This is a genomic window from Streptococcus mitis, from assembly GCF_902159415.1.
Lineage (GTDB): Bacteria > Bacillota > Bacilli > Lactobacillales > Streptococcaceae > Streptococcus > Streptococcus mitis_BG.
In genome coordinates, this window is record NZ_CABGJU010000001.1 from 182,492 (window position 1) to 208,048 (window position 25,557).

Genomic DNA, 25,557 nt, shown 5'->3' on the forward strand with positions numbered 1-25,557 from the left:
AGTTACAACAAGAAAGAAGGAAACAGAATGTACGATACGATTATTATCGGTGCAGGTCCTGCTGGGATGACTGCAGCCTTGTATGCGGCTCGCAGTAACCTAAAAGTTGCTTTGATTGAAGGTGGCCTTCCTGGCGGTCAGATGAACAACACTTCTGACATTGAAAACTATCCAGGTTATGCTAACATTAGTGGACCTGAGTTAGCAGAAAAGATGTTTGAACCTCTTGAAAATCTAGGTGTTGAACATCTCTATGGCTTTGTAAAAAATATTGAGAACCATGGTGATGTTAAGAAAGTAATCACAGATGATCAAGAATTTGAAACTCGCACAGTTATCGTAGCGACTGGTTCAAAACATCGTCTCTTGGGAGTTCCGGGTGAAGAAGAACTGAATAGTCGTGGAGTTTCTTACTGTGCAGTCTGTGATGGAGCCTTTTTCCGAGACCAAGATTTATTGGTTGTAGGTGGAGGAGATTCGGCTGTTGAAGAAGCAATCTTCTTGACTCAGTTCGCCAAATCTGTAACCATCGTTCACCGTCGTGATGAACTTCGTGCTCAAAAGGTTTTGCAAGATCGTGCCTTTGCTAATGATAAAATTAAATTCATTTGGGATTCTGTCGTCAAAGAAATCAAGGGTGAAAATCGTGTTGAGTCTGCAATGATTGAAAATGTTAAGACTCATCAAGTAACTGAACATGCTTTTGGTGGAGTGTTTATCTATGTAGGTTTGGATCCTGTTAGCGAATTTACAAAGGATTTACAAATACAAGATGAGTCAGGTTGGATTATGACAGATACCCATATGAAAACTGCAGTGGATGGTATCTTTGCAGTTGGAGATGTACGTCAGAAAGACCTCCGTCAAATTACAACAGCAGTTGGTGATGGAGCTATTGCAGGTCAAGAAGCCTATAAATTTATTACTGAACATAGTTAAAAAAGTTTCCAATCAACTGATTGGAAACTTTTTATTAGAGTCGATTTCGGAAGACTTCATACATGAGAATGGCAGCAGCAACACTGGCATTGAGGCTCTGTACGTGACCATTCATGGGAATGGTAATCATCTCGTCCACTTGTTTTTTGATATTACTAGAGATACCTTTTCCTTCATTACCGATAATGAGAGCTATTTTCCCTTTGGTATTCCACTTATGGCAAGGTGTTCCGTTCATATCAGTTCCAAAAGTCCAGAATCCTTGATCTTTAAGTTTATCCAAGGTCTGGCTTAGATTGGTAACTCGAGCAATAGGAACATGTTCGATAGCACCAGTGGCTGTCTTTGCAACTACGGGTGTGATACCGACAGCTCGATGTTTTGGAATAATAACACCTGAAACATTGGTTGCATCGGCTGTTCGTAAGATAGAACCTAAGTTGTGTGGATCAGTTAGTCCATCGAGAATCAATAGGAGTGGATTTTCCTCTTGACTTGTTTTAGCAAGAATTTGGTCTAGTTCAGTATAGGCAAATTCGGAAACACGTAAAACGAACCCTTGATGAACAGCTCCTTCAGTCATTTCAGAAAGGGACTTTTTGGAAGTCCAAGAGATAGAGACTTTCTTCTCAGTTGCTAGCTCTTTGATTTTTTCAACATTTTTCCCTCTCAAATCTTCCTGGATATAAAGCTTATTTCCAGTATTGGCTAAGAGAGCTTCAGTAACGGCGTGAACACCGTAAACAATATCATTTGTTTTCATCATTTTTTATCTATCATTTAAATACTAGTGCAAAGCGAAATCAATAAGATTTTATTGAATACCTTTTGACTCAGTTTGTTGATTATTCAAGGATAAGGAGTCCATCCTTGATAGCGAAAGGATCTTTTTCATTAATGCGATCGTAGAACATGACGCCATTTAAGTGGTCGATTTCATGTTGAACTACGATTGAGTTGTAGCCTTTAAGTTTAATGCGGTGTTTTTCTCCGTCCTTATCGAAATAGTCAACGGTTACTCGAGCGTGGCGGATAACGTAGCCGGGAACAGCACGATCTACAGACAAGCAGCCTTCTCCCTCCCCTAGAGCAGCGTCTTGGACTGAGTGAGAAACAATTTTTGGATTATACATGACAGCTTGTAGGTCATATGCTTCTTTAGGTGTTTCATCTTCCTCAGTAATATTTGGTACTAGTACAGCAATGATTCGTTTTGAGATATCTAGTTGAGGTGCTGCAAGACCAACTCCTCCACGAAGTCCTAATTTTTCAGCCATGACAGGGTCTTGGGAATGTTTAAGAAATTGCATCATTTTCTCTCCAAGAATGATATCTTGATCACTTAGGGGGAAGCTTACTTCCTCGGCAACAGCTCGAAGTGTCGGGTTCCCCTCGCGTATAATATCTTTCATATCAATTAAATGAGCGGCTTTGGTAATTCGTTCTATAGCAGACATTTTCTCTCTCCTTTTCTTACTTCTTCATGATAACACAAAATTACCTAGAAAGAAAGCCTAGGAGTTTATCGCTAGATGAAATACAAAACTGTCTATGATATAATAAAGAAAGGATACTTGCATCAAAAAAGCAGGGAGAAAAATATGGAAAAACGTAGTCAGAAGAGAAGAAATAGAACTGTTTTACACATTATAAGTAAGCCTGTTGGATTTTTTAAGAATTACACTCAGTGGAGTAATAGAACCTTTATTATAGTCTTATTGGTAATAGTTGTTCTTTCAATGTTATTGACTTTATTATTAGAAACTAGTTTAGGGACATCTTTAACTAGTGGCGATTCGGCCGTGTGGCAGCAAGAGTCTAAATCTCGGGCAAACCAAAAAGGGGCAGAGCAAGAAACCAGCGCCCGAATAATGGCTCACGGGGATTTGCTTTATCATGACATCATCTACTTTTCAGCAAAACAAGAAGACGGTAGCTATGATTTCCACGAAAATTTTGATTATGTAAAGCCGTGGTTTAAGAAGGCGGACTTAGTTATTGGAGATTTTGAAGGAACTATAAACCAGAACTACAATCTAGCTGGCTATCCTTTGTTTAATGCTCCAGTTGAAGTTATGGATGCCATTAAGGATGCGGGTTATCAGGTGCTAGATTTGGCACATAATCACATACTTGATTCTCAATTAGAAGGAGTGATTTCTACAGCTGATACGATTGAAAAAGCAGGTATAACACCTATTGGAGTATATACTCATGAGCCACGTGACAAGGCACCTCTAGTAATTAAGGAGGTGAATGGCATAAAGATTGCTTTATTAGCTTATTCTTATGGCTTCAACGGTATCGAGGAGTATATTTCTCCAGAAGACTACAATCATTACTTATCTGACTTAAACGAAGATAAAATGAGGGCTGAGATCGAACGTGCTGAAAAAGAGGCGGATATCACAATTGTCATGCCACAAATGGGTATCGAGTACCAATTAGATCCGACTGAAGAACAAAAAAATCTCTATCACAAGATGATTGGTTGGGGAGCTGACATTATCTTTGGTGGGCATCCTCATGTAGTTGAACCAGCAGAAATACTTGAAAAAGATGGGGATAAAAAGCTAATTATCTATTCGATGGGAAATTTTCTATCAAATCAACGCATTGAAACTATGCAAGATGTAGAGAATGCTAAGTGGACGGAACGTGGAGTTCTGATGGATTTAACCATTAAGAAAAAAGCTGGAAAGACAACAATTGAAACTGCAGAGGCTCATCCAACTTGGGTTAATCGCACATCAAAAGGAACTTATTCACCAGATGGTTACTTACTTTACCTTTATCAGACATATATTTTAGAGGACTTTATAGAAGGTGGTCCTCATCGCGATAAATTGGATGAAGAAACTAAGGAAAGAATTGATACTGCCTACAAAGAAATGAAAGAATTTGTAGGATTGAAGTGGTAGAAAAGGAGAAATCATGACAATTAAACTGATTGCAACAGATATGGATGGGACAATACTGGATGCCCAAGGCCTTCTAGACCTACCGCGGTTAGAGAAAATCTTAGATAGGTTAGATGAGAAGGGAATACGATTTGTCATTGCGACTGGGAATGAAATTCATCGAGTACGTCAGTTGCTCGGTCACTTGACCGATCGTGTAGTTCTAATTGTCGCTAATGGAGCAAAGATTTTTGAAAATAATCAATTGATCCAAGTTGAAACCTGGGATGATGAATTAGTTGAAAAAGCTTTGACATTTTTTAAGGGACAAGAGTGTCAGAATCAATTTGTCATCACAAGTATGAATGGTGGATTTGTTAAAGAAGGTACTATTTTTACTCAACTTGATAAATTTATGACACCAGAAATGATTGAGCTTTTTTATCAAAGAATGAATTTTGTGGAGGAACTCCATCCAGAACTTTTTGGAGGAGTTCTCAAAATGAGTTTGGTGGTTGGAGAAGATAAAACGGATCAAGTGCAAGAAGATTTTAATCAGGTTTTTAATGGTCATGTTCAGGCTGTTTCTAGTGGCTATGGTTGTTTAGATATTATCCAAGATGGTATTCATAAAGCATGGGCTTTACAAGAACTTCTTAAACGCTGGGGTATAAAATCTGAGGAAATCATGGCATTCGGCGATAGTGAAAATGATATAGAAATGTTAGAATTAGCAGGAATAGCCTATGCTATGGAAAATGCAGATGAAAAGGCTAAAGCGGTGGCGACAGAGATTGCTCCTGCAAATAGTGAAGGAGGAGTCTATCAAGTCTTGGAGAACTGGTTAGATAAGAATAGATAGAAATAGAAAGAAAATAATAGGACTGAATTAAAATAGATACCTATCTATTATAGAATTTAGATAGTTTTTGCATTTTTACCCTAGATAAGGTATAATAGTTCTATTGTCTTTTGGGGTCGTTACGGATTCGACAGGCATTATGAGGCATATTTTGCGACTCGTGTGGCGACGTAAACGCTCAGTTAAATATAACTGCAAAAAATAATACTTCTTACGCTCTAGCTGCCTAAAAACCAGCAGGCGTGACCCGATTCGGATTGCTCGTGTCTGATGATAGGTCTTATTATTAGCGAGATACGATCAAACTTTGTCTAGCAGTTTGGTAAGAGATTGATAGACTCGCAGTTTCTAGGCTTGAGTTATGTGTCGAGGGACTGTTAAAACAATACATAACCTATGGTTGTAGACAAATATGTTAGCAGATGTTTGGACGTGGGTTCGACTCCCACCGGCTCCATTATTCTTTTGCATTCTTTTGCATTCCTTTCTAAAACGTTGTACTTACAGCGTTTTTTATTTTGTTCTTTGGTATTCTTTTTTACAAAAAGGATACAATTTTCAGTTGTATCCTAAACCTCTAATCAAGTCCTGAATTTTCTTAAGTTTTTATCATATTTTGTGTTATAATTAAGGTGCCTTAAGAAAAATAATGAAAATGATTGGCGATTTTTACATTCATTTTCAGCATCTTGTAATTTTAGATTATCTTTCAGTAATGATAAGCGATGAAAGGGTAGGCTTAGAAAGAGGTAAAGAGCAATGTCATCTCATAAAAAGGTTTCACTTTCTGAGATTAATCAGTCCATCGAGACTCCCAATAATAATCATTTCTGGCAAAATTTAAGGGCCTTTTTAGGTCCGGGTGCTCTTGTCGCAGTTGGTTATATGGATCCAGGAAACTGGATTACCAGCGTAGTCGGTGGTGCTTCCTATAAGTATAGTCTCTTGTTTGTCATCTTTATTTCATCTCTTATTGCTATGCAGCTTCAACAGATGGCAGGAAAGCTTGGGATTGTAACCCAGATGGACTTGGCTCAAGCAACGGGTCATCATTCACCCAAATGGCTTCGTTATAGCTTATGGGTGATTTTGGAGTTGGCCTTGATGGCGACAGACCTGGCAGAAGTTCTAGGTTCAGCGATTGCTCTCAATCTTCTTTTTAAGATTCCGATTATGATAGCCATCCTTTTGACGGTTCTAGATGTCTTTCTCTTATTGCTTTTGATGAAATTTGGCTTTAAGAAGATAGAAGCTATTGTGACAACACTGATTTTAACCATTTTAGCAATCTTTACTTATCTGGTAGCTTTATCAAATCCAAGTTTCCAAGGAATCGCTGAGGGTTATTTACCCAATTCGACCTTATTTGAGAGTCCTTTGCCAGGACATGAAAGTCAATTAACTTTAGCTCTGGGGATTGTAGGTGCGACGGTTATGCCTCATAACCTCTATTTGCATTCTTCCTTGTCTCAAACTCGGAAAATCAATCACAAGGACAAGGATGATGTTCGAAAAGCGGTGCGCTTTATGACCTGGGATTCAAATCTCCAATTATCCTTGGCCTTTGTGGTTAACTCCCTTCTATTAATTCTCGGGGCGGCTCTCTTTTTCGGCCATGCATCTGAGATTTCTGCCTTCTCTCAAATGTATAATGCCTTGCAGGATTCTACTATTTCAGGAGCTATAGCTAGCTCGACCTTATCAACCTTGTTTGCCTTGGCTTTATTAGCCAGTGGTCAAAATTCGACCATTACAGGTACCTTGACGGGGCAAATCGTCATGGAAGGCTTCTTACATATGAGATTGCCTCAGTGGTTTATTCGTTTAGCAACTCGCCTCTTTGCCTTGCTACCAGTCATAATCGTTGCTGTTTTATTTGGTCATCAGGAAAAAACCTTGGATCAGTTACTGGTTTATTCACAGGTCTTTCTTTCGATTGCTCTTCCATTTTCAATCTTCCCTCTGATTTATCTAACTTCTAAGAAATCACTGATGGGCGAATTTACCAATGCCAAATGGAATACGATCCTCGGTTATATTGTTTCCATTATCTTAACGATTCTGAATGTGAAATTGCTCTTTGATATTTTTTAATAAATTCCCCTCTAGTTTTAGAACTGACATATAAGAAAAAAGATACCCAAAAATACTTGGGTATCTTTTTTATGTAGACGGAAGACATGGGATTCGAACCCACGCACGCTTTAACACGCCTACCGCGTTTCCAACACGGCCTCTTAAGCCTCTTGAGTAATCTTCCAATACTTACTAACCTAGTCTACCATAAAGCCTTATTTCTTGCAAATTTATTTGAAGTAAAAAGAAGAGTGATAGAAAATGAAAGAAAATGACAAAAAATGATTGACTTTTATTTTTTTTATGATAGAATATAAAATGTAAACGTTGACAGGAGGTAGGTTTGTGTTAAAAACTGAACGAAAACAGGTGATTTTAGAAGAATTGAGTAAGCATAAAATCGTCTCTCTAGAGAAATTGGTAGGCTTGTTAGATACTTCAGAATCAACAGTTAGACGTGATTTGGATGAATTGGAGTCTGAAAATAAACTTCGTCGAGTGCATGGAGGAGCAGAGTTGCCTCACTCCTTGCAAGAAGAAGAAACCATTCAAGAAAAATCTGTCAAAAACCTTCAAGAGAAAAAGTTGATTGCTCAAAAGGCAGCTTCTCTGATTAAAGAAAAGGATGTTATCTTTGTGGATGCAGGAAGTACGACAGCTTTTCTCATTAAGGAATTGAATCGAAAAGACATTACCGTAGTAACTAATTCCATCCACCATGCAGTGCAATTAGTGGATAAGCAAATTCCGACCGTCATTATTGGTGGTGGTGTTAAAATGACAACTGATGCCAGTATCGGAGGAGTAGCTCTCAATCAGATTAACCAACTGCACTTTGATCGTGCCTTTATTGGAATGAATGGTGTAGATGAAGGTTACTTTACAACTCCAGATATGGAGGAGGGCGCCGTCAAGCGTGCTATCCTAGAAAATGCTAAACAGACATATGTCTTGGCAGATTCATCTAAGATTGGTCAGTCTTGTTTTGCTAAGGTAGCTCCTATAAAACGTGCTATTGTCATTACAAGCAAGGGTCACGAACTCTTGTCAGCTATCAAAGAGAAAACGGAGGTAATAGAAGTATGATTTATACAGTCACACTCAATCCATCTATAGACTACATTGTCCGTTTGGACAAAGTGGAAGTTGGTAGTGTCAATCGTATGGATAGTGATGATAAGTTTGCTGGTGGTAAAGGTATCAATGTTAGCCGTGTCTTGAAACGTTTGGATATTCCAAATACAGTGACGGGCTTCATTGGTGGATTTACTGGTAAATTTATCACAGACACTTTGGCTGAAGAGAACATTGAGACACGCTTCGTCCAAGTGGCAGAAGACACGCGCATCAATGTTAAGATTAAAGCCGACCAAGAAACAGAAATCAACGGAACTGGTCCTACTGTTGAAGCAGAGCAACTTGAAGAGTTGAAAGCTATTCTTTCAAGTTTAACAGCAGAAGATACAGTTGTCTTTGCAGGATCAAGCGCTAAAAACCTAGGCAATATCATTTACAAGGATTTGATTGTCTTGACGCGTCAGACAGGCGCTCAAGTAGTCTGTGACTTTGAAGGTCAAACCTTGATTGATAGTTTGGATTATCAACCACTTTTGGTCAAACCAAATAATCATGAACTGGGAGCTATCTTTGGAGTCAAGCTTGAAAGCCTTGATGAAATAGAGAAATACGCTCGAGAATTGCTGACTAAAGGTGCTCAAAACGTGATTATTTCTATGGCTGGCGATGGTGCCCTTCTGGTAACATCAGAGGGAGCATACTTTGCTAAACCGATTAAAGGAACAGTTAAAAACTCAGTTGGTGCTGGTGACTCTATGGTTGCTGGATTTACCGGTGAGTTTGTCAAATCAAAAGACGCAGTAGAAGCTTTCAAATGGGGAGTGGCTTGTGGAACAGCAACTACATTTTCAGATGATTTAGCAACTGCAGCATTTATTAAAGAAACTTATGAAAAAGTTGAGGTAGAAAAAAGATGAAAATTCAAGATTTATTGAGAAAAGATGTGATGTTGTTAGATTTGCAAGCAACTGAAAAAACAGCAGCTATCGAAGAAATGATTCGTAGCTTGGTTGAACACGGATATGTGACAGATTTTGAAACCTTTAAAGAAGGAATTTTAGCGCGTGAAGCTTTGACTTCTACAGGTTTGGGTGACGGTATCGCGATGCCTCACAGCAAAAATGCTGCAGTTAAAGAAGCAACAGTTCTCTTTGCTAAGTCAAACAAGGGTGTTGACTACGAAAGTTTAGACGGGCAACCAACTGACCTCTTCTTTATGATTGCTGCTCCAGAAGGTGCTAATGATACCCACTTGGCTGCCTTGGCAGAATTGTCACAATATTTGATGAAAGACGGATTTGCTGATAAGCTTCGTCAAGTAACATCAGCTGATCAAGTCATTGAACTCTTTAACCAAGCTTCAGAAAAAGCTCAAGAACCAGTTCAAACTCCTGCAAATGAATCTGGTGACTTTATCGTAGCAGTTACAGCTTGTACAACAGGAATTGCCCACACATACATGGCCCAAGAAGCTCTTCAAAAAGTGGCTACGGAAATGGGTGTTGGTATCAAGGTTGAAACCAACGGTGCTAGCGGTGTTGGCAACAAATTGACAGCAGAAGATATTCGTAAGGCTAAAGCTGTTATCATCGCTGCTGATAAAGCAGTTGAGATGGATCGTTTTGATGGCAAACCGTTGGTCAATCGTCCAGTTGCAGACGGTATCCGTAAGACAGAAGAATTGATCAACTTGGCTCTTTCTGGGAATGCTGAAGTCTACCGTGCTGCTAACGGAGCGAAAGCTTCAACAGCATCTAATGAAAAACAAAGTCTCGGTGGTTCCTTCTACAAACACTTGATGAGTGGTGTATCCCAAATGTTGCCATTCGTTATCGGTGGTGGTATCATGATTGCCCTTGCCTTCTTGATTGATGGCGCTATGGGTGTGCCAAATGAGAGCCTTGGGAATCTTGGTTCTTACCATGAACTAGCTTCTATGTTCATGAAAATTGGTGCTTCAGCCTTTGGTTTGATGCTTCCAGTCTTTGCAGGATATGTTGCTTACTCAATCGCTGAAAAACCAGGTTTGGTAGCCGGTTTCGTAGCTGGTGCTATCGCTAAAGAAGGTTATGCCTTTGGTAAGATTCCTTATGCTCAGGGTGGTGAAGCAACTTCAGCTCTTGCAGGAGTATCATCAGGTTTCCTTGGAGCCCTTGTTGGTGGATTTATTGCTGGTGCCTTGGTTCTCTTGATTAAGAAATATGTAAAAGTTCCTCGTTCACTTGAAGGTGCTAAATCAATCCTTCTCTTGCCACTATTTGGAACAATCCTGACAGGATTTGTCATGCTAGCCGTTAACATCCCAATGGCGGCAATCAACACTGGTATGAACAACTTCCTTGCTGGTCTTGAAGGTGGTTCAGCTGTCCTTCTAGGTATCGTCCTTGGTGGAATGATGGCTGTCGATATGGGTGGCCCTGTCAATAAAGCAGCTTACGTCTTTGGTACAGGTACTCTTGCAGCAACTGTTGCTACTGGTGGTTCAGTAGCTATGGCAGCTGTTATGGCTGGAGGAATGGTTCCACCACTTGCTATCTTTGTTGCAACCCTCCTCTTCAAGAATAAATTCACCAAAGAAGAACGTAACTCTGGTTTGACGAACATCGTTATGGGCTTATCATTCATCACTGAAGGAGCGATTCCATTTGGTGCAGCAGACCCAGCTCGTGCTATCCCAAGCTTTATCCTTGGTTCTGCTGTAGCAGGTGGACTGGTTGGTCTCACAGGTATCAAGCTCATGGCTCCTCACGGAGGAATCTTCGTTATCGCCCTTACTTCAAACGCTCTTCTTTACCTTGTCTCTGTCTTGGTAGGAGCCCTTGTTAGTGGTGTCGTTTACGGTTACCTTCGTAAACCTTTAGAAAAATAATCATAAACACATTCAAATGACTGAACACGAAAGTGATCAGTCATTTTTTTAGACTCTCGAAAAGTTTATGAAATATGTTATAATGGAAACATGGCAAATAAGAATACAAATAAAAATAGACGGAGACCGTCTAAAGCAGAAATAGAAAGAAAGAAAGCTATTCAGCGGATGTTAATTTCGTTAGTACTGGCTATTTTCTTGATTTTTGCTGCTCTTAAATGGGGAGCTGTAGGAATCAGTATTTACAATCTAATCCGCTTACTTGTGGGTAGTCTAGCTTATCTAGCTATTTTTTCTCTAATCATCTATCTATTCTTCTTTAAATGGATTCATAAGCAAGAAGGCTTGCTAGCAGGCTTCTTCTTTATTTTTGCAGGCTTACTTCTCATTTTTGAAGCCTATCTAGTTTGGAAATATAGTTTGGCTGCAGCGGTCTTTCAAGGAACGATTGGTCAAATCTATAAAGATTTAACCAGCTTTCAAGTGACTAGTTTTGCTGGTGGAGGTTTGTTAGGGGTAGGTCTTTACATTCCGATAGCATTTCTATTTTCAAATATTGGAACTTACTTTATAGGTGCTATCTTTATCTTAATCGGAATGCTATTGGCTAGTCCTTGGTCTATCTATGACATTGCTGATTTCCTTGCAGCTCGCATGAGCCTATGGATGGAACGACGCGAGCAGAGAAAACAAGAACGCTTCATCAAACGCGAGGAGGAAAAAGCTCGTAAAGAAGCAGAAGAGCAAGAAAGATTGCTGAGAGAACAAGAAGAACAAGAAGCATTGAGTTTACCTCCAATTGATATGGAAACGGGAGAAATCTTATCAGAAGAAGCCCTGCAAGATTTTCCACCGCTTCCTGAGGAAGAATGGGTGGAACCTGAGATTATTCTCCCGCAAGCGGACTATGATTATCCTAAAGTAGATGACATTCCTCAGGAGGATGACTATGCAGAAGATGAAGATGTTGAAGTAGATTTTTCTGCTAAAAAGTCCTTGGAGTATAAGCTTCCAAGCTTGCAACTCTTTGCACCTGATAAACCAAAAGATCAGTCTAAAGAAAAGAAAATTGTTCGAGAGAATATCAAGATTTTGGAAGAAACCTTTGCAAGTTTCGGTATCAAGGTAACGGTTGAACGTGCTGAAATAGGTCCATCAGTAACTAAGTATGAGGTTAAACCAGCAGTTGGCGTTCGTGTTAATCGTATTTCAAACTTAGCAGATGATTTAGCTTTGGCCTTGGCTGCTAAAGATGTCCGTATCGAAGCACCGATTCCGGGTAAATCTCTAGTTGGGATTGAAGTTCCAAACTCTGAGATTGCAACAGTCTCCTTCCGTGAGCTTTGGGAGCAGTCGCAAACCAAACCTGAAAATCTTTTGGAAATTCCTCTTGGGAAGGCCGTTAACGGAACAGCTCGTAGTTTTGATTTGGCTAAAATGCCTCACTTACTTGTAGCTGGTTCTACTGGTTCAGGTAAATCTGTTGCAATTAATGGTATTATCGCAAGTATTCTGATGAAGGCTCGTCCAGACCAAGTCAAGTTTATGATGGTGGATCCTAAGATGGTCGAGTTATCAGTTTACAACGATATCCCTCATCTCTTGATTCCAGTTGTAACAAATCCTCGCAAGGCAAGTAAAGCTCTTCAAAAAGTCGTAGATGAGATGGAAAACCGCTATGAACTTTTCGCCAAAGTGGGAGTACGAAATATTGCCGGTTTTAATGCTAAAGTTGAGGAATTCAACACTCAATCAGAGTACAAACAAGTACCTCTACCTTTAATCGTCGTGATTGTGGATGAGTTGGCAGATTTGATGATGGTTGCCAGCAAGGAAGTAGAAGATGCCATTATCCGACTCGGACAAAAGGCGCGTGCAGCTGGTATTCACATGATTCTTGCAACTCAGCGTCCTTCAGTGGATGTTATCTCTGGTTTGATTAAGGCAAATGTGCCGTCACGTGTAGCATTCGCTGTTTCTTCAGGAACGGATTCACGTACGATTTTGGATGAAAATGGTGCTGAGAAATTGCTTGGTCGAGGGGATATGCTCTTTAAACCAATTGATGAAAACCATCCTGTTCGCTTGCAAGGTTCCTTTATCTCTGATGATGATGTGGAACGTATTGTTAGCTTTATTAAGGCTCAAGCAGATGCTGATTATGATGACAGTTTTGATCCTGGAGAAGTTTCTGAGACTGATGGTGATTCTGGCTCTGGCGATGAGGGTGGGGATCCACTCTTTGAAGAAGCCAAGGCTTTGGTTATTGAAACTCAAAAAGCAAGTGCATCCATGATTCAACGCCGTCTATCGGTTGGTTTTAACCGAGCAACTCGATTGATGGAAGAATTAGAGATAGCTGGTGTTATTGGACCTGCTGAAGGAACAAAACCTCGAAAAGTCTTACAACAATAAAAAAATAGCTTCTTTCCGAAATCGGAGAGAAGCTAATTTTTTATGGATTTGCTTTATTATCTGTGGCAACTGTATTAGATTGAGCAGCTCCTTCAGTCTGATTTTGTTGAACATTGTTAGGAGCTTGAGTATTTTCTTCTGATTGAACCTTGTTGTCATTTTTATGATCAACTCCACTTGTTGCAGCATTAGTATCTTGGTTATTTTCTTGATGTTGAGAAGGACTATTAGATTCAGCAGGAGTTTCCTTTTGGATCTCTTTGATGATGGTTGTTTGGGTAACAGGACTAGTATCTGCTTTCTTTTGTTCATTGGACTTCATTGCATTGCTAATGGTAATCGTCGCAGTAATAATTCCCAACATACTACCGATCAAGGTTAAGGTTTTCTGAAAAGCAGATAGACCTTTCTTGATGTGGTGGCTAGCCTTGCCACTTTCTTGACTGTCCTTGTTTGATCTTTTATTTTGGCGAGAATAGTTAGACATAATGGTTTTTCAAACTCCTTTGCAAAACTAAATATGAATTTGGATTCATTTTATATTTTTATTATACGTTTTTTATTTTAAATTGTCTTAAAAAAATAAAACTTTTAGTTTTGAAAACGCAACCAGTAGATTTTTTTCTTTAATATGTAAAGCAAGAAGTTTGGTGATAAATCATAACTGGTGGATTGAAGGTTAAAAGATGCTTCTACTCTTAAGTAAGACTGGGAGATCAATCATCCCAGCCTTATTTAATGAATATAAAGGAAACTAGTCTTTATTATCTTCGAAAGCGGCTTGAGCGACAGCAAGTCGAGCTGCAGGGACCCTATAAGGTGAGCAGGAAACATAGGTGACACCAATTTCCTGGAAGAAAGAGATAGAAGACGGATCACCACCGACCTCTCCACAAATACCGATAGACAGGTTTGGTTTTACCTGGCGAGCCTTGCTGATTGCAACGTGCATTAACTCACCAACTCCCTCCTGATCAATATGTTGGAATGGATCAGATGAGAGAATGCTCATCTTTTTGTAATGACCTATAAATTTTCCAATATCGTCTCGAGAAAAGCCATAGGTCATTTGAGTCAAATCGTTAGTACCAAAGCTGAAGAAATCAGCCTCTTGAGCCAGTTTGTCTGCAGTCAGACAAGCGCGTGGTAACTCAATCATGGTACCAATTTCATATGGGAAGGGCTCTTGTTTATGTTCTCTAAAGATATACTGGATGTGTTGAGTCAGATAGGATTTTACAAATTCTAACTCCTTTTTATCAGCAATTAAAGGAATCATGATTTCAGGTTTAATTTTAATCCCCTCTTGATGTAATTTGATGGCACTTCTAAAAATAGCTTCAGTCTGCATTTTGTAAATATTTGGCTGTGTAATTCCAAGGCGACAACCTCTATGGCCCAACATAGGGTTGCTTTCTTGTAAGCTTACAATTTGGTGGGCCAGTTTTTCAGGTGACTTACTGAGTTTTTCAGCAAGAAGCTTGATTTCCTGCGGTTCTTTAGGTAAAAATTCATGCATGGGCGGATCTAGAAGCCGGACAATCAGAGGTTTGTCCTCAACTGTTTTGTACATTTGATAGAAGTCTTCTTCTTGAAATTCTAAAAGATTCTTGAGTGCGGCTTTCATTTCTGTTTCCTTATCGGCTAGAATGAGGCGACGAACTTCCAAAATTCGATCCTGACCAAAAAACATATGTTCAGTACGGGCTAGTCCTACCCCTTGGGCACCAAAATTCATAGCTGTCTGTAAATCTTTGACAGTCTCAGCATTAGCACGAACTTTAAGACGGGCAACTTTATCTGCCCAAGAAAGAAGGCGCTGAAGGTCTTCATTATTCTCAATCAAGACTGTAGGAATTTCTCCGATATAAACACAACCGGAACTACCATCAACAGAAATGATATCTCCCTCTGTTAAAACAAGATTACCACAATAAAGTGTCTTCTCTTCCTCGCTGATCTTTAGTTCCCCACATCCAGCTACACAACAGGTACCCATTCCTCTAGCAACAACCGCTGCATGAGAAGTCATACCACCTTGGCTGGTAACAATAGCTTGGCTAACGACCATGCCTTCAATATCTTCGGGCGATGTTTCTTGTCTTACTAAAATAACCTTTCTTCCTAAATTGTGGAATTCTTTAGCTCGTTCTGCTGTAAAAACTATTTCCCCAGTAGCAGCTCCTGGGCTGGCTGGTAAACCTTGTGCAATGAGAGTTGCTTTTTCCATTGTAGCTTCTTCAAAGACTGGGTGAATGAGCTGACTAATAGAAGAAGGGGATACTCTCATCAGGGCATCTTTTTTACTAATAATACCCTGGTCTACTAAGTCCAAAGCAATTTTTAATGAAGCTTTAGCTGTGCGTTTGCCATCCCTAGTTTGTAAAATATACAGTTTTCCTTTCTCAATGGTAAATTCGATATCTTGCATGTCCTTGTAGTGGTTTTCAAGGATTTTAGCATACTCTTTAAAGGCTTTGAAAACTTGAGGTTGAGCTTTTTCTAAAGCGGCAATTGGTTCTGGAGTCCGTATACCAGCTACAACGTCTTCTCCTTGAGCATTCAGTAAGAATTCACCGAATAGTTGATCTTCTCCACTAGCAGGATTTCTAGTGAAACAGACTCCTGTTCCGCTGTTTTGGTCACTATTTCCAAAGACCATTACCTGGACGTTAACGGCAGTTCCCAAATCATGAGGAATTTTATTAAGTTCTCGGTAGACCTTGGCCCGATTATTATTCCAAGAATTAAAGACAGCTTGAATAGCAGCAAAAAGTTGGTCCATAGGATTTTCAGGGAAAGATTGGTTCTCTTTAAGATAGATTTCTTTATATTGCTTAACCAAGTCTTGATGCTCATCTAGTGTCAGCTCTTTAACTGTTTTACCATGACCTTTTTCAAAGTCTTTTAGGAGTTCATCAAACAGTTCTTTAGAAATCCCATATACAACATCTGCAAACATCTGAAGTAGACGTCGATAGCAATTATAGGCAAACTCAGGATTAGTCTGCTCTGCAAGTATTCTTGTCCTCTGGTCATTAAGGCCAAGATTTAAAATGGTATCCATCATACCTGGCATAGAAAATTTTGCTCCGCTACGAACCGAAACTAAAAGAAGACTTGAGCTTTCTACGTTAAACGATTTATTGGTTTTTCTTTCTAATTTAGAAACCGCTTCCAAAATATCATCTTTTAAAAAAGAATCAAAGAAATCGGGATTTTCGAGAAACTTAATACAGCTGTCGGTAGTAATGGTAAAACCTGGAGGAACAGGCAATCCTAAATTGCTCATCTCTGCTAAATTGGCCCCTTTTCCACCAAGGAGTGCCTTGTCGTTTGCGCTTCCTTCCTCGAAGGAATAAATCCATTTTGTCATAGTCGCCTCCAAAATATTAAATATGTGTCACAATTAAAGACAAAACCATTGTAATATACATCATATATCTTTGTCAAATGAAAAAACTGCATATAATGATTGACATATTTTAAATAATTGCTATAATATTCAATAAACATGATGCTTATTTTAGAATTGATTTAGTATAATAAAAATAAGCATGTTCTTCCAATCGTTATTTGGAACCTATATAGAATATAGAAAGGTTTTCTGTGAATTGAAATTAAGCGAACGACAAAAAAAGATTGTAGAAATTGTTAAAGACCAGCAACCTCTGAGTGGTGAAAAAATATCTGACTTACTAGATATTTCTCGAGCAACGCTACGGTCGGATCTTTCCTTCTTAACCTTAGTTGGAATCCTAAAGGCCACTCCTAAAGTTGGGTATACATACTCAGGCTCTGATTTAGAATCGGTCTTCTTTTTTGATACCTTTAGGAAAGAAGTGGCAGATATTATGACTTCACCAGTCCTGGTCACCAGTGATTCCTATATCCAGGATGCTATTATTACTCTCTTTATGTACGATGCAGACGTTATTTATGTCATCGATGAAGATAAGCTTCTTCTTGGAATTATGTCACGTAAAGATCTTCTGAGGGCTTCTCTCAATTCAAATATTGCCAGTACTCCGGTTGCTGTCTGCATGACCAGGATGCCTCATATTAAAACATGCCATAAAAATATGAATATTTTGGAAGCTGCTGTACTCCTTCAGGATTACGCCATTGATTCCTTGCCGATAGTCGACCAAGAAAATGAACGTCAGATTTTAGGTAGTGTGACAAAGACAGCTTTGTTGGACTATATTATTCAGCAAGCTCGAAGCACTGAGGTAAATAGAGAAGAGGAATAAATATGAAAAAAGAAATGATTGTTTATAGTATTTCAGATTCTTTGGGCGGGACTTCCCAAAAATTGCTATCCGCTGTTACAGCTCAATATCCAGACATCATTTTTAATAATAGCTATCGCTTCCCTTTTATCAACAAGGAAGGTGAATTGTTGGACATTTTACGTGATGCCATCAAGGATGATGCCCTAGTTATCAGTACCTTGGTCGATGGCAAGTTAGCTTCGGTAGCAAGGGAGTTTAGTTTGATGCATGGGCTATCCTATTTGGATTTGATGCATCCGTTTTTTGAAATTATCAAAGAAAAGACAGGAAGGGATCCGATAGAAGTACCTGGCACCCTTCACCGTTTAGATAGCGAATACTTTAATAAAATTTCAGCAATTGAGTTTGCAGTCAAATATGATGATGGTAAAGCACCGCAGGGATTTTTAGAATCTGACATAGTCCTGCTAGGGGTATCCCGTACGTCTAAAACACCGCTCAGTATTTATCTAGCAAATAAAGGATATAAGGTTTCGAACCTTCCTCTAATTCCAGAAGTTCCCTTGCCTCAAGTCTTGGAAAAAATTGATTCTCGGCGCCTAATTGGTTTAGTATGTGAGCCGGAAAAATTGGTTAAGATTCGCAGTAATCGTTTGGATTCTTTGGGCTTAACCCAGGAAACTAGCTACACAGATTTGGAAAAGATTTATCAGGAATTGGACTATTCTAAGAAGGTCTTCAGAAAATATGGAGCTCGAGTCATTAATATGTCAGATAAATCAATTGAAGAAACAGCTTTCTTAATCGAAGAGCATTTAAAGAAAATGAACTAAGAAAATAAATAGTGCATTATTTGTCGTAAAAGGATAGTGTGCTGGAGGTCAAAAATGGAGCAATACAAGCGTATTTTACTGAGAGAATTTGATTCTCGACAAAAGGTGATCACAGAACTGACCAACCTTGAAGCAATTTTAAACCTTCCAAAGGGAACAGAGCTATATATCAGTGATATTCATGGTGAATTTGCGGCCTTTGACTATATTTTAAGAAGTTGTGCTGGTATTCTTAATGAGAAGATTAAGGATTGCTTTGGAGATTCCTTGTCGCAAGATGATAAAAACAGATTGTCAGCCCTTGTTTCATATCCTGAACTTATTTTGAAGCAAGACGATAAAATCAGAGATTGGTACAAGGAAACGATTCCTCAGTTATTGGCTCTACTGACTTTTGCAGCTGCCAAGTACACTCGGTCAAAGCTTAGGAAGGCATTGCCACCTCAATATGCTTATATCATCGAAGAATTGGTCTACAGCGATAGAGCTTTAGCAGATAAAAAGTCATATTTTGAAAATATCCTCTCCTATGTCATCGAGCTAGGAGAAGCTATTCCCTTTATTCTTGGTGTTTCTAGCAGTATTCGTCGCTTATTGATTGACCATTTACATGTGGTTGGCGATATTTATGACAGAGGATCTGGTAGTCCGCAAGTTATGGATGAACTCTTGCGATTCCATTCTTTGGATATTCAGTGGGGGAATCATGACATTATCTGGATGGGAGGCTTTTTCGGTTCGAAGGCCTGTATGTTAAATGCGCTACGTATTGCAGCCCGCTATGGCTATTTATGGGATATTGAGAAAGCTTACGGCTTAAATCTTCGATCCTTAACACTATTTGCTGACAGAACCTATAAGGCCAATCCCAAGTTTAGGCCAATCCTGGGAAATAGAGAGGCTGATTTCACAAGCGAAGAAATTTTACAGTTGGAAAAGGTGCATCAGGCTCTTTCTATTATCCAATTTAAACTGGAAACTCAACTGATAAAAAGAAGACCAGAATTTCAAATGGAGGATCAGGTTAAACTGGATAATATTGATTATTTGAAAGAGTGTGTGACAATTGATGGAAAAAAATATAATCTTACGAATACTTGCTTTCAAACGATTAATCCAGCCAATCCAGCAGAATTGAATTTGGAGGAGTCTCAGGCAGTTGACAGTCTCCTAGCCTCCTTTCAAGGGTCACTTAAACTGGCTAAGCATATAGAACTGTTAATGAAAAAAGGATCCATGTATAAAATTTATAACCAGCATTTACTCTTTCATGGTTGTATACCACTTGAACCGTCTGGAGAATTGAAACCTCTAATTATTAACCAGTCTCGTTATGCTGGAAGAGAATTGTTGGATTTCTTTGAATACCATATTCGTCAAGCAGCAAAGAATAAGGAAATTGTAGATGATTTTTCAACAGATTTAATTTGGTATTGTTGGAGAGGGGCAGTTTCACCACTTTTTGGCAAAGATAAGATGACAACTTTAGAGCGCTATTTTATTGAAGATAAGGACACTCATAAAGAAGTGGAAAATTCATATTTTTCTTATCGGACTTCTGAGAAAGTCTGCCAGCTTATTTTGGAAGAATTTGGACTTTTCTCTCAAGAATCTAGAATGGTCAATGGCCATACTCCAGTTAAGACTGTGAAGGGAGAATCTCCTATTCGTGGTGGTGGTTTGCTCTTTGTCATTGACGGAGGTCTATGTAAAGCTTATCAAAAGAAGACAGGAACAGCAGGATATTCCTTACTGAATAATTCTTACGGTTTTCAATTGGTAACCCATCAGCCTTTTGAAGGCTCGCAAAAGGTTGTTGAAGATCCTTTTGCTCAAACATCTTTGAAGAGAGTTATTGAAAATGTTGACCAACGCACTTTGATTAAATCAACTAGCATTGGACAAATGCTGCTGGCTCAACAACAAGAACTTTTTGATTTGCTACATGAGTTTTATGACTGTTGAAACTTGCCCTAAGTTCTACTAGAATTTAGGGCTTTTTCTTTCTTGTTCCAGCCTTCCTTTCGTGTTACAATAGAAGGAGTGATTTTAGAAAGTGTGAGAAACAATGATTTACTTTGATAATTCGGCTACGACCAAGCCTTATCCTGAAGTACTTGAAACCTATATGCAGGTGTCTGCAAAAATTATTGGTAACCCATCTAGCCTTCATCGTTTGGGGGATCAGTCTACCAGAATTTTAGAAGCTTCTCGTCAACAAATTGCAGATTTAATTGGTAAGAAAAGCGAAGAAGTCTTCTTTACCTCAGGTGGTACCGAAGGAGATAACTGGGTTATCAAAGGGGTTGCATTTGAAAAGGCGCAGTTTGGTAAACACATTATCGTATCTGATATTGAACACCCAGCGGTTAAGGAATCAGCTCTTTGGCTGAAGACTCAAGGATTTGAGGTGGATTTCGCACCAGTCGATGAGAAAGGTTTTGTAGATGTAGCTGCCTTGGCAAATCTACTCCGTCCAGATACAACCTTAGTCTCTGTTATGGCTGTTAATAATGAAATCGGCTCAATCCAGCCTATTGAAGCTATCTCAGAACTTTTAGCAGATAAGCCAACGATTTCCTTCCATGTTGATGCGGTTCAAGCTTTAGCTAAGATTCCGACAGAATCCTACCTAACTGACCGAGTGGATTTTGCGACCTTCTCGAGTCATAAGTTTCACGGAGTTCGTGGTGTTGGCTTTGTCTACATCAAATCTGGTAAGAAGATTACGCCCCTATTAACTGGTGGTGGCCAAGAGCGTGATTATCGTTCAACTACTGAGAATGTAGCAGGTATTGCAGCAACAGCCAAGGCCTTACGTTTGGCTATGGAAAATCTAGATTTGTTTACGAGCAAAACAAGTCAGATGAAGGAAGTCATCCGTCAAGCCCTTCTTGATTATCCAGATATTTTTGTCTTCTCAGGTGAGGAAGACTTTGCTCCTCATATTCTGACCTTTGGGATTAAGGGTGTCCGTGGTGAAGTTATCGTACACGCATTTGAAGACTACGATATTTTCATTTCTACAACCTCTGCTTGCTCGTCCAAGGCAGGAAAACCTGCTGGTACCTTGATTGCTATGGGGGTTGAAAAAGATAAGGCCCAGTCAGCAGTCCGCCTCAGCCTAGACCTAGAAAATGACATGAGTCAAGTGGAGCAATTTTTGACCAAACTAAAATTAATTTACAATCAAACTAGAAAAGTAAGATAGGAGTATTCATGCAGTATTCAGAAATTATGATTCGATACGGGGAACTGTCAACCAAAGGTAAAAACCGGATGCGTTTCATTAATAAACTACGTAATAATATCTCAGACATTTTATCTATCTATCCTCAAGTCAAGGTAACTGCTGATCGCGACCGTGCCCATGCTTATTTGAATGGTGCTGATTATGAACCAGTAGCTGAGTCACTCAAACAAGTTTTCGGGATTCAAAACTTTTCACCAGTATATAAGGTTGAAAAATCTGTAGAGGTTCTTAAGTCTGCTGTCCAAGAGATTATGCAGGACATCTATAAGGAAGGAATGACCTTTAAGATCTCTAGCAAACGTAGTGATCACAACTTTGAACTGGATAGTCGTGAACTGAACCAAGTTCTTGGTGGTGCTGTTTTTGATGCCATTCCAACTATTCAAGCCCAGATGAAAAATCCCGATATCAATCTGCAAGTGGAGATTCGTGAAGAGGCGGCTTATCTTTCCTATGAGACCATTCGTGGTGCTGGTGGTTTGCCAGTTGGCACTTCTGGGAAAGGTATGCTTATGCTATCAGGGGGGATTGACTCTCCTGTAGCAGGTTATCTTGCTTTGAAACGTGGCGTAGATATCGAGGCTGTTCACTTCGCTAGTCCACCATATACTAGTCCAGGTGCCCTCAAGAAAGCTCAGGATTTGACCCGTAAATTGACTAAGTTCGGTGGGAATATCCAGTTTATCGAAGTGCCTTTCACTGAGATCCAAGAAGAAATTAAAGCTAAAGCTCCAGAAGCTTATCTCATGACTTTGACTCGTCGCTTTATGATGCGAATTACAGACCGTATCCGTGAAGTGAGAAATGGTTTGGTCATTATAAATGGTGAAAGTCTTGGACAGGTGGCTAGCCAGACTCTTGAAAGTATGCAGGCTATCAATGCTGTGACCAATACACCAATTATCCGTCCAGTTGTAACTATGGATAAGTTGGAAATCATAGATATTGCTCAGGAAATTGACACCTTTGAAATTTCTATCCAACCTTTTGAAGACTGCTGTACGATTTTTGCGCCTGATCGTCCGAAAACAAATCCAAAGATTAAGAATGCCGAGCAGTATGAGACACGTATGGACGTTGAAGGATTGGTTGAGCGAGCAGTGGCAGGGATTATGATCACAGAAATCACACCACAAGCCGAAAAAGATGCTGTCGATGAATTAATTGAAGACCTCCTTTAATCAGAAAAACCAGAGGAAAAAATAAAATAAGTAAAAAAAGTTAGTTTATTGTTCTAAATTTGGACGGAAACTGACTTTTTTTCTATTTTTATGCTATAATAAGGTAAAATTTTGAATATAGAGAGTTTTCTGACAATGAATCAATCTTACTTTTACCTGAAAATGCGAGAGCATAAATTAGTAGTTCCCTACACAGGTAAGGAGCGACGGGTACGTGTACTTCTTCCTAAAAACTATGAGAAAGACACGGATCGAACTTACCCAGTTGTCTATTTCCACGATGGACAAAACGTCTTTTATAGTAAGGAATCTTACGTTGGACATTCTTGGAAGATTATTCCTGCCATCAAGCGAAATCCTGATATCAGTCGCATGATTGTGGTAGCTATTGACAATGATGGTCTAGGACGGATGAATGAGTACGCAGCCTGGAAATTCCAAGAGTCTAATATTCCTGGCCAACAATTTGGTGGTAAGGGAGTCGAGTATGCAGAGTTTGTCATGGAAGTGGTTAAGCCTTTTATAGACGAAAACTATCGTACAAAGTCTGACCGCAAGCACACTGCTATGATTGGATCCTCTCTAGGTGGCAATATTACCCAATTTATCGGCTTGGAGTATCAAAATCAGATTGGTTGCTTGGGAGTCTTTTCATCTGCTAACTGGCTTCACCAAGAGGCCTTTGATCGCTATATCGAGCGTAAAAAACTCTTGCCTGACCAGCGTGTCTTTATCTATGTTGGGACGGAAGAAGCAGACGACACAGATAAGACTCTCATGGCTGGCAATATTAAGCAGGCCTATATTGACTCTTCCCTTCGTTATTATCATGATTTGATAGCAGGAGGAGTACAGTTGGAAAATCTCTCACTCAAGGTTCAGGCTGGGGCTATCCACCATGAAATTCCATGGTCAGAAAATCTACCGGCTTGCTTACGCTTTTTTGCAGAAAATTGGTAATTAGTATAAAGGAGACAGGATATGCATATTGAACATCTTAGCCACTGGAGTGGAAATCTAAATCGTAAAATGTATGTCAATCGATATGGACATGGAGGTATCCCAGTTGTCGTCTTTGCTTCCTCAGGTGGTAGCCACAATGAATACTATGATTTTGGCATGATTAATGCTTGTGCATCCTTTATTGAAGAAGGTCGCGTGCAGTTCTTTACCCTTTCAAGTGTAGATAGTGAGAGCTGGCTTGCGACTTGGAAAAATAGTCATGATCAAGCTGAGATGCACCGTGCCTATGAACGATATGTGATTGAAGAAGCTATTCCTTTTATCAAGCACAAGACAGGCTGGTTTGACGGTATGATGACAACAGGATGCTCTATGGGGGCCTATCACGCTTTGAATTTCTTCCTCCAACATCCAGATGTCTTTACCAAGGTAATTGCCCTTAGCGGTGTATACGATGCGCGTTTCTTTGTAGGTGACTACTACAATGATGATGCTATCTATCAAAATTCACCAGTAGACTATATCTGGAATCAAAATGATGGTTGGTTTATTGACCGTTACCGTCAGGCTGAAATTATTGTATGTACAGGTCTAGGCGCTTGGGAGCAGGATGGCCTGCCTTCTTACTATAAGCTCAAGGAAGCTTTTGACCAAAAACAAATTCCTGCCTGGTTTGCAGAATGGGGACATGATGTTGCCCATGATTGGGAATGGTGGCGCAAACAAATGCCTTATTTCCTCGGTCACATGAGTCTATAAAAGGAGTTGCTTATGAATTATCTTGTAATTTCACCCTATTACCCACAAAATTTTCAGCAATTTAGTATTGAGTTAGCCAATAAAGGCATCACAATTCTAGGGATTGGGCAAGAACCCTACGAACAACTAGATGAACCATTGCGCAATAGCTTGACGGAGTATTTTCGAGTTGACGATCTTGAAAATATCGATGAGGTGAAACGAGCAGTTGCCTTTCTTTTCTATAAACATGGTCCAATTGACCGCATTGAATCACACAATGAATACTGGCTTGAGTTAGATGCTGCCCTTCGTGAACAGTTCAATGTTTTTGGTGCCAAACCAGAAGACCTCAAGAAGACCAAGTTCAAGTCTGAGATGAAAAAACTCTTCAAAAAAGCTGGAGTTCCAGTTGTGCCAGGAGCTGTCATTGAAACAGAAGCAGATGTTGACAAAGCTGTGAAAGAAATCGGTCTTCCCATGATTGCAAAACCTGACAATGGAGTAGGTGCGGCAGCAACCTTCAAACTTGAAACAGAAGATGATGTAAACCACTTTAAGGCTGAATGGGACCACTCAACCATTTATTTCTTTGAAAAATTTGTTAACTCTAGTGAAATCTGTACCTTCGATGGTTTGGTAGATAGAGATGGAAATATTGTCTTTTCAACTACCTTTGACTATGCACATACACCCCTTGATCTCATGATTTACAAGATGGACAATTCTTATTATGTTCTTAAAGATATGGATCCAAAACTTCGCAAGTATGGTGAGGCTATTGTTAAGGAATTTGGTATGAAAGAACGTTTCTTCCACATTGAGTTCTTCCGAGACGGTGATGATTACATCGCGATTGAGTACAATAATCGTCCTGCTGGTGGTTTCACAATTGATGTCTATAATTATGCCCATTCTTTCGATTTGTATAAGGGCTATGCGGCTATCGTTGCGGGTGAACCATTCCCAGAGTCTCCATTTGAAACTCAATATTGTCTTGCAACATCTCGTCGGGCCAACGCTAACTATGTATATTCAGAGGAAGACTTGCTCGCCAAATACGGTCACCAATTCAAGGTCAAAAAAATCATGCCAGCTGCTTTTGCTGAATTGCAAGGAGACTATCTCTATATGCTAACGACACCAAGTCGTGAGGAAATGGAAGAGATGATTAAGGACTTTGGTCAGCGTCAAGAATAATCAAAATCAGGACTTA

20 protein-coding genes, 1 tRNA gene and 1 other RNA gene are annotated in these 25,557 nt (G+C 39.5%); 17 read left to right on the forward strand and 5 right to left on the reverse strand.

The window, feature by feature from the left end; genetic code table 11:
* Nucleotides 1-27 precede the first annotated feature (27 nt).
* Complete coding sequence (gene trxB / locus FN031_RS00905; RefSeq protein ID WP_142556815.1) at nt 28-939, forward strand: thioredoxin-disulfide reductase; 912 nt, start codon at nt 28-30, stop codon at nt 937-939.
* Nucleotides 940-973: 34 nt separating this feature from the next.
* Here the strand turns inward: trxB and rlmB are convergent, their stop codons facing one another.
* Both rlmB and def read right to left on the reverse strand, forming a co-directional pair.
* Complete coding sequence (rlmB, locus tag FN031_RS00910; protein ID WP_142558577.1) at nt 974-1,702, reverse strand: 23S rRNA (guanosine(2251)-2'-O)-methyltransferase RlmB; 729 nt, start codon at nt 1,700-1,702, stop codon at nt 974-976.
* An 82-nt stretch (nt 1,703-1,784) separates the two neighbouring features.
* Nucleotides 1,785-2,396, reverse strand: a complete 612-nt coding sequence (def, locus tag FN031_RS00915; protein ID WP_075567855.1) for a peptide deformylase — start codon at nt 2,394-2,396, stop codon at nt 1,785-1,787.
* Between the two features lie 144 nt (nt 2,397-2,540).
* On the opposite strand from def, the gene FN031_RS00920 reads away from it, so the two are divergent.
* The 4 genes from FN031_RS00920 to FN031_RS00935 all read left to right on the forward strand — a co-directional run bounded on the left by FN031_RS00920 (nt 2,541) and on the right by FN031_RS00935 (nt 6,795).
* Nucleotides 2,541-3,860, forward strand: a complete 1,320-nt coding sequence (locus FN031_RS00920; RefSeq protein ID WP_142556817.1) for a CapA family protein — start codon at nt 2,541-2,543, stop codon at nt 3,858-3,860.
* A 13-nt stretch (nt 3,861-3,873) separates the two neighbouring features.
* A complete protein-coding gene (locus tag FN031_RS00925; RefSeq protein ID WP_142556819.1) occupies nt 3,874-4,701 on the forward strand; it encodes a Cof-type HAD-IIB family hydrolase in 828 nt (275 codons plus the stop codon).
* Between the two features lie 112 nt (nt 4,702-4,813).
* Nucleotides 4,814-5,161: a transfer-messenger RNA gene (gene ssrA, locus FN031_RS00930) on the forward strand.
* 299 nt (nt 5,162-5,460) lie between these two features.
* The gene (locus tag FN031_RS00935) at nt 5,461-6,795 is read left to right on the forward strand and encodes an Nramp family divalent metal transporter (protein ID WP_142556821.1); all 1,335 of its coding nucleotides are present in this window, start codon (nt 5,461-5,463) and stop codon (nt 6,793-6,795) included.
* Between the two features lie 78 nt (nt 6,796-6,873).
* On the opposite strand, the gene FN031_RS00940 is transcribed toward FN031_RS00935, so the two are convergent.
* Nucleotides 6,874-6,961 (reverse strand) — tRNA-Ser (locus FN031_RS00940).
* Nucleotides 6,962-7,122: 161 nt separating this feature from the next.
* Between FN031_RS00940 and FN031_RS00945 the strand changes: the two genes are divergently transcribed.
* The 4 genes from FN031_RS00945 (at nt 7,123) to FN031_RS00960 (ending at nt 13,138) form a co-directional block, all read left to right on the forward strand.
* Nucleotides 7,123-7,863: a DeoR/GlpR family DNA-binding transcription regulator gene (locus FN031_RS00945; RefSeq protein WP_142556823.1), complete on the forward strand. Its 741-nt coding sequence runs from the start codon at nt 7,123-7,125 to the stop codon at nt 7,861-7,863.
* Nucleotides 7,860-8,771, forward strand: a complete 912-nt coding sequence (gene pfkB / locus FN031_RS00950) for a 1-phosphofructokinase (protein WP_142556825.1) — start codon at nt 7,860-7,862, stop codon at nt 8,769-8,771. The genes FN031_RS00945 and pfkB overlap by 4 nt, the downstream gene beginning before the upstream one ends.
* Nucleotides 8,768-10,723, forward strand: coding sequence for a PTS fructose transporter subunit IIABC (locus FN031_RS00955; protein WP_142556827.1), 1,956 nt, complete (start codon nt 8,768-8,770; stop codon nt 10,721-10,723). The genes pfkB and FN031_RS00955 overlap by 4 nt, the downstream gene beginning before the upstream one ends.
* A gap of 90 nt (nt 10,724-10,813) precedes the next feature.
* Nucleotides 10,814-13,138 (forward strand): DNA translocase FtsK, encoded by a 2,325-nt coding sequence (locus tag FN031_RS00960; protein WP_142556829.1) that lies wholly within the window; start codon nt 10,814-10,816, stop codon nt 13,136-13,138.
* A 40-nt stretch (nt 13,139-13,178) separates the two neighbouring features.
* Here the strand turns inward: FN031_RS00960 and FN031_RS00965 are convergent, their stop codons facing one another.
* Nucleotides 13,179-13,625, reverse strand: a complete 447-nt coding sequence (locus tag FN031_RS00965; protein ID WP_142556831.1) for a DUF6556 family protein — start codon at nt 13,623-13,625, stop codon at nt 13,179-13,181.
* Between the two features lie 267 nt (nt 13,626-13,892).
* Nucleotides 13,893-16,514, reverse strand: a complete 2,622-nt coding sequence (ppdK, locus tag FN031_RS00970) for a pyruvate, phosphate dikinase (protein ID WP_142556833.1) — start codon at nt 16,512-16,514, stop codon at nt 13,893-13,895.
* 238 nt (nt 16,515-16,752) lie between these two features.
* Here ppdK and FN031_RS00975 point away from each other — a divergent pair, with 238 nt between their 5' ends.
* The 8 genes from FN031_RS00975 (at nt 16,753) to FN031_RS01010 (ending at nt 25,541) form a co-directional block, all read left to right on the forward strand.
* On the forward strand, nt 16,753-17,391 hold the full coding sequence (locus tag FN031_RS00975; RefSeq protein WP_075567847.1) for a CBS domain-containing protein: 639 nt from the start codon (nt 16,753-16,755) through the stop codon (nt 17,389-17,391).
* A 2-nt stretch (nt 17,392-17,393) separates the two neighbouring features.
* Nucleotides 17,394-18,206, forward strand: coding sequence for a pyruvate, water dikinase regulatory protein (locus tag FN031_RS00980; protein ID WP_185928423.1), 813 nt, complete (start codon nt 17,394-17,396; stop codon nt 18,204-18,206).
* A 54-nt stretch (nt 18,207-18,260) separates the two neighbouring features.
* Nucleotides 18,261-20,171: a fructose-1,6-bisphosphatase gene (locus tag FN031_RS00985; RefSeq protein ID WP_142556837.1), complete on the forward strand. Its 1,911-nt coding sequence runs from the start codon at nt 18,261-18,263 to the stop codon at nt 20,169-20,171.
* A 103-nt stretch (nt 20,172-20,274) separates the two neighbouring features.
* Nucleotides 20,275-21,417, forward strand: coding sequence for a cysteine desulfurase family protein (locus tag FN031_RS00990; RefSeq protein WP_142556839.1), 1,143 nt, complete (start codon nt 20,275-20,277; stop codon nt 21,415-21,417).
* A gap of 8 nt (nt 21,418-21,425) precedes the next feature.
* The gene (gene thiI, locus FN031_RS00995) at nt 21,426-22,640 is read left to right on the forward strand and encodes a tRNA uracil 4-sulfurtransferase ThiI (protein WP_142556841.1); all 1,215 of its coding nucleotides are present in this window, start codon (nt 21,426-21,428) and stop codon (nt 22,638-22,640) included.
* A 135-nt stretch (nt 22,641-22,775) separates the two neighbouring features.
* Nucleotides 22,776-23,600: an alpha/beta hydrolase gene (locus FN031_RS01000; protein WP_142556843.1), complete on the forward strand. Its 825-nt coding sequence runs from the start codon at nt 22,776-22,778 to the stop codon at nt 23,598-23,600.
* A gap of 21 nt (nt 23,601-23,621) precedes the next feature.
* Nucleotides 23,622-24,362, forward strand: coding sequence for an esterase family protein (locus FN031_RS01005; RefSeq protein ID WP_142556845.1), 741 nt, complete (start codon nt 23,622-23,624; stop codon nt 24,360-24,362).
* 12 nt (nt 24,363-24,374) lie between these two features.
* A complete protein-coding gene (locus FN031_RS01010) occupies nt 24,375-25,541 on the forward strand; it encodes an ATP-grasp domain-containing protein (protein WP_142556847.1) in 1,167 nt (388 codons plus the stop codon).
* Nucleotides 25,542-25,557 lie beyond the last annotated feature (16 nt).

What these genes read in the sequence shown, in the direction of transcription:
- FN031_RS00920 (WP_142556817.1), top strand. Translation starts at nt 2,541, where the DNA reads ATGGAAAAACGTAGTCAGAAGAGAAGAAATAGAACTGTTTTACACATT.
- trxB (WP_142556815.1), top strand. Translation starts at nt 28, where the DNA reads ATGTACGATACGATTATTATCGGTGCAGGTCCTGCTGGGATGACTGCA.
- FN031_RS00925 (WP_142556819.1), top strand. Translation starts at nt 3,874, where the DNA reads ATGACAATTAAACTGATTGCAACAGATATGGATGGGACAATACTGGAT.
- FN031_RS00985 (WP_142556837.1), top strand. Translation starts at nt 18,261, where the DNA reads ATGGAGCAATACAAGCGTATTTTACTGAGAGAATTTGATTCTCGACAA.
- FN031_RS01005 (WP_142556845.1), top strand. Translation starts at nt 23,622, where the DNA reads ATGCATATTGAACATCTTAGCCACTGGAGTGGAAATCTAAATCGTAAA.
- FN031_RS00965 (WP_142556831.1), bottom strand. Translation starts at nt 13,625, where the DNA reads ATGTCTAACTATTCTCGCCAAAATAAAAGATCAAACAAGGACAGTCAA.
- FN031_RS00960 (WP_142556829.1), top strand. Translation starts at nt 10,814, where the DNA reads ATGGCAAATAAGAATACAAATAAAAATAGACGGAGACCGTCTAAAGCA.
- ppdK (WP_142556833.1), bottom strand. Translation starts at nt 16,514, where the DNA reads ATGACAAAATGGATTTATTCCTTCGAGGAAGGAAGCGCAAACGACAAG.
- FN031_RS00980 (WP_185928423.1), top strand. Translation starts at nt 17,394, where the DNA reads ATGAAAAAAGAAATGATTGTTTATAGTATTTCAGATTCTTTGGGCGGG.
- thiI (WP_142556841.1), top strand. Translation starts at nt 21,426, where the DNA reads ATGCAGTATTCAGAAATTATGATTCGATACGGGGAACTGTCAACCAAA.
- pfkB (WP_142556825.1), top strand. Translation starts at nt 7,860, where the DNA reads ATGATTTATACAGTCACACTCAATCCATCTATAGACTACATTGTCCGT.
- FN031_RS00955 (WP_142556827.1), top strand. Translation starts at nt 8,768, where the DNA reads ATGAAAATTCAAGATTTATTGAGAAAAGATGTGATGTTGTTAGATTTG.
- FN031_RS01010 (WP_142556847.1), top strand. Translation starts at nt 24,375, where the DNA reads ATGAATTATCTTGTAATTTCACCCTATTACCCACAAAATTTTCAGCAA.
- FN031_RS00935 (WP_142556821.1), top strand. Translation starts at nt 5,461, where the DNA reads ATGTCATCTCATAAAAAGGTTTCACTTTCTGAGATTAATCAGTCCATC.
- FN031_RS01000 (WP_142556843.1), top strand. Translation starts at nt 22,776, where the DNA reads ATGAATCAATCTTACTTTTACCTGAAAATGCGAGAGCATAAATTAGTA.
- def (WP_075567855.1), bottom strand. Translation starts at nt 2,396, where the DNA reads ATGTCTGCTATAGAACGAATTACCAAAGCCGCTCATTTAATTGATATG.
- FN031_RS00990 (WP_142556839.1), top strand. Translation starts at nt 20,275, where the DNA reads ATGATTTACTTTGATAATTCGGCTACGACCAAGCCTTATCCTGAAGTA.
- rlmB (WP_142558577.1), bottom strand. Translation starts at nt 1,702, where the DNA reads ATGAAAACAAATGATATTGTTTACGGTGTTCACGCCGTTACTGAAGCT.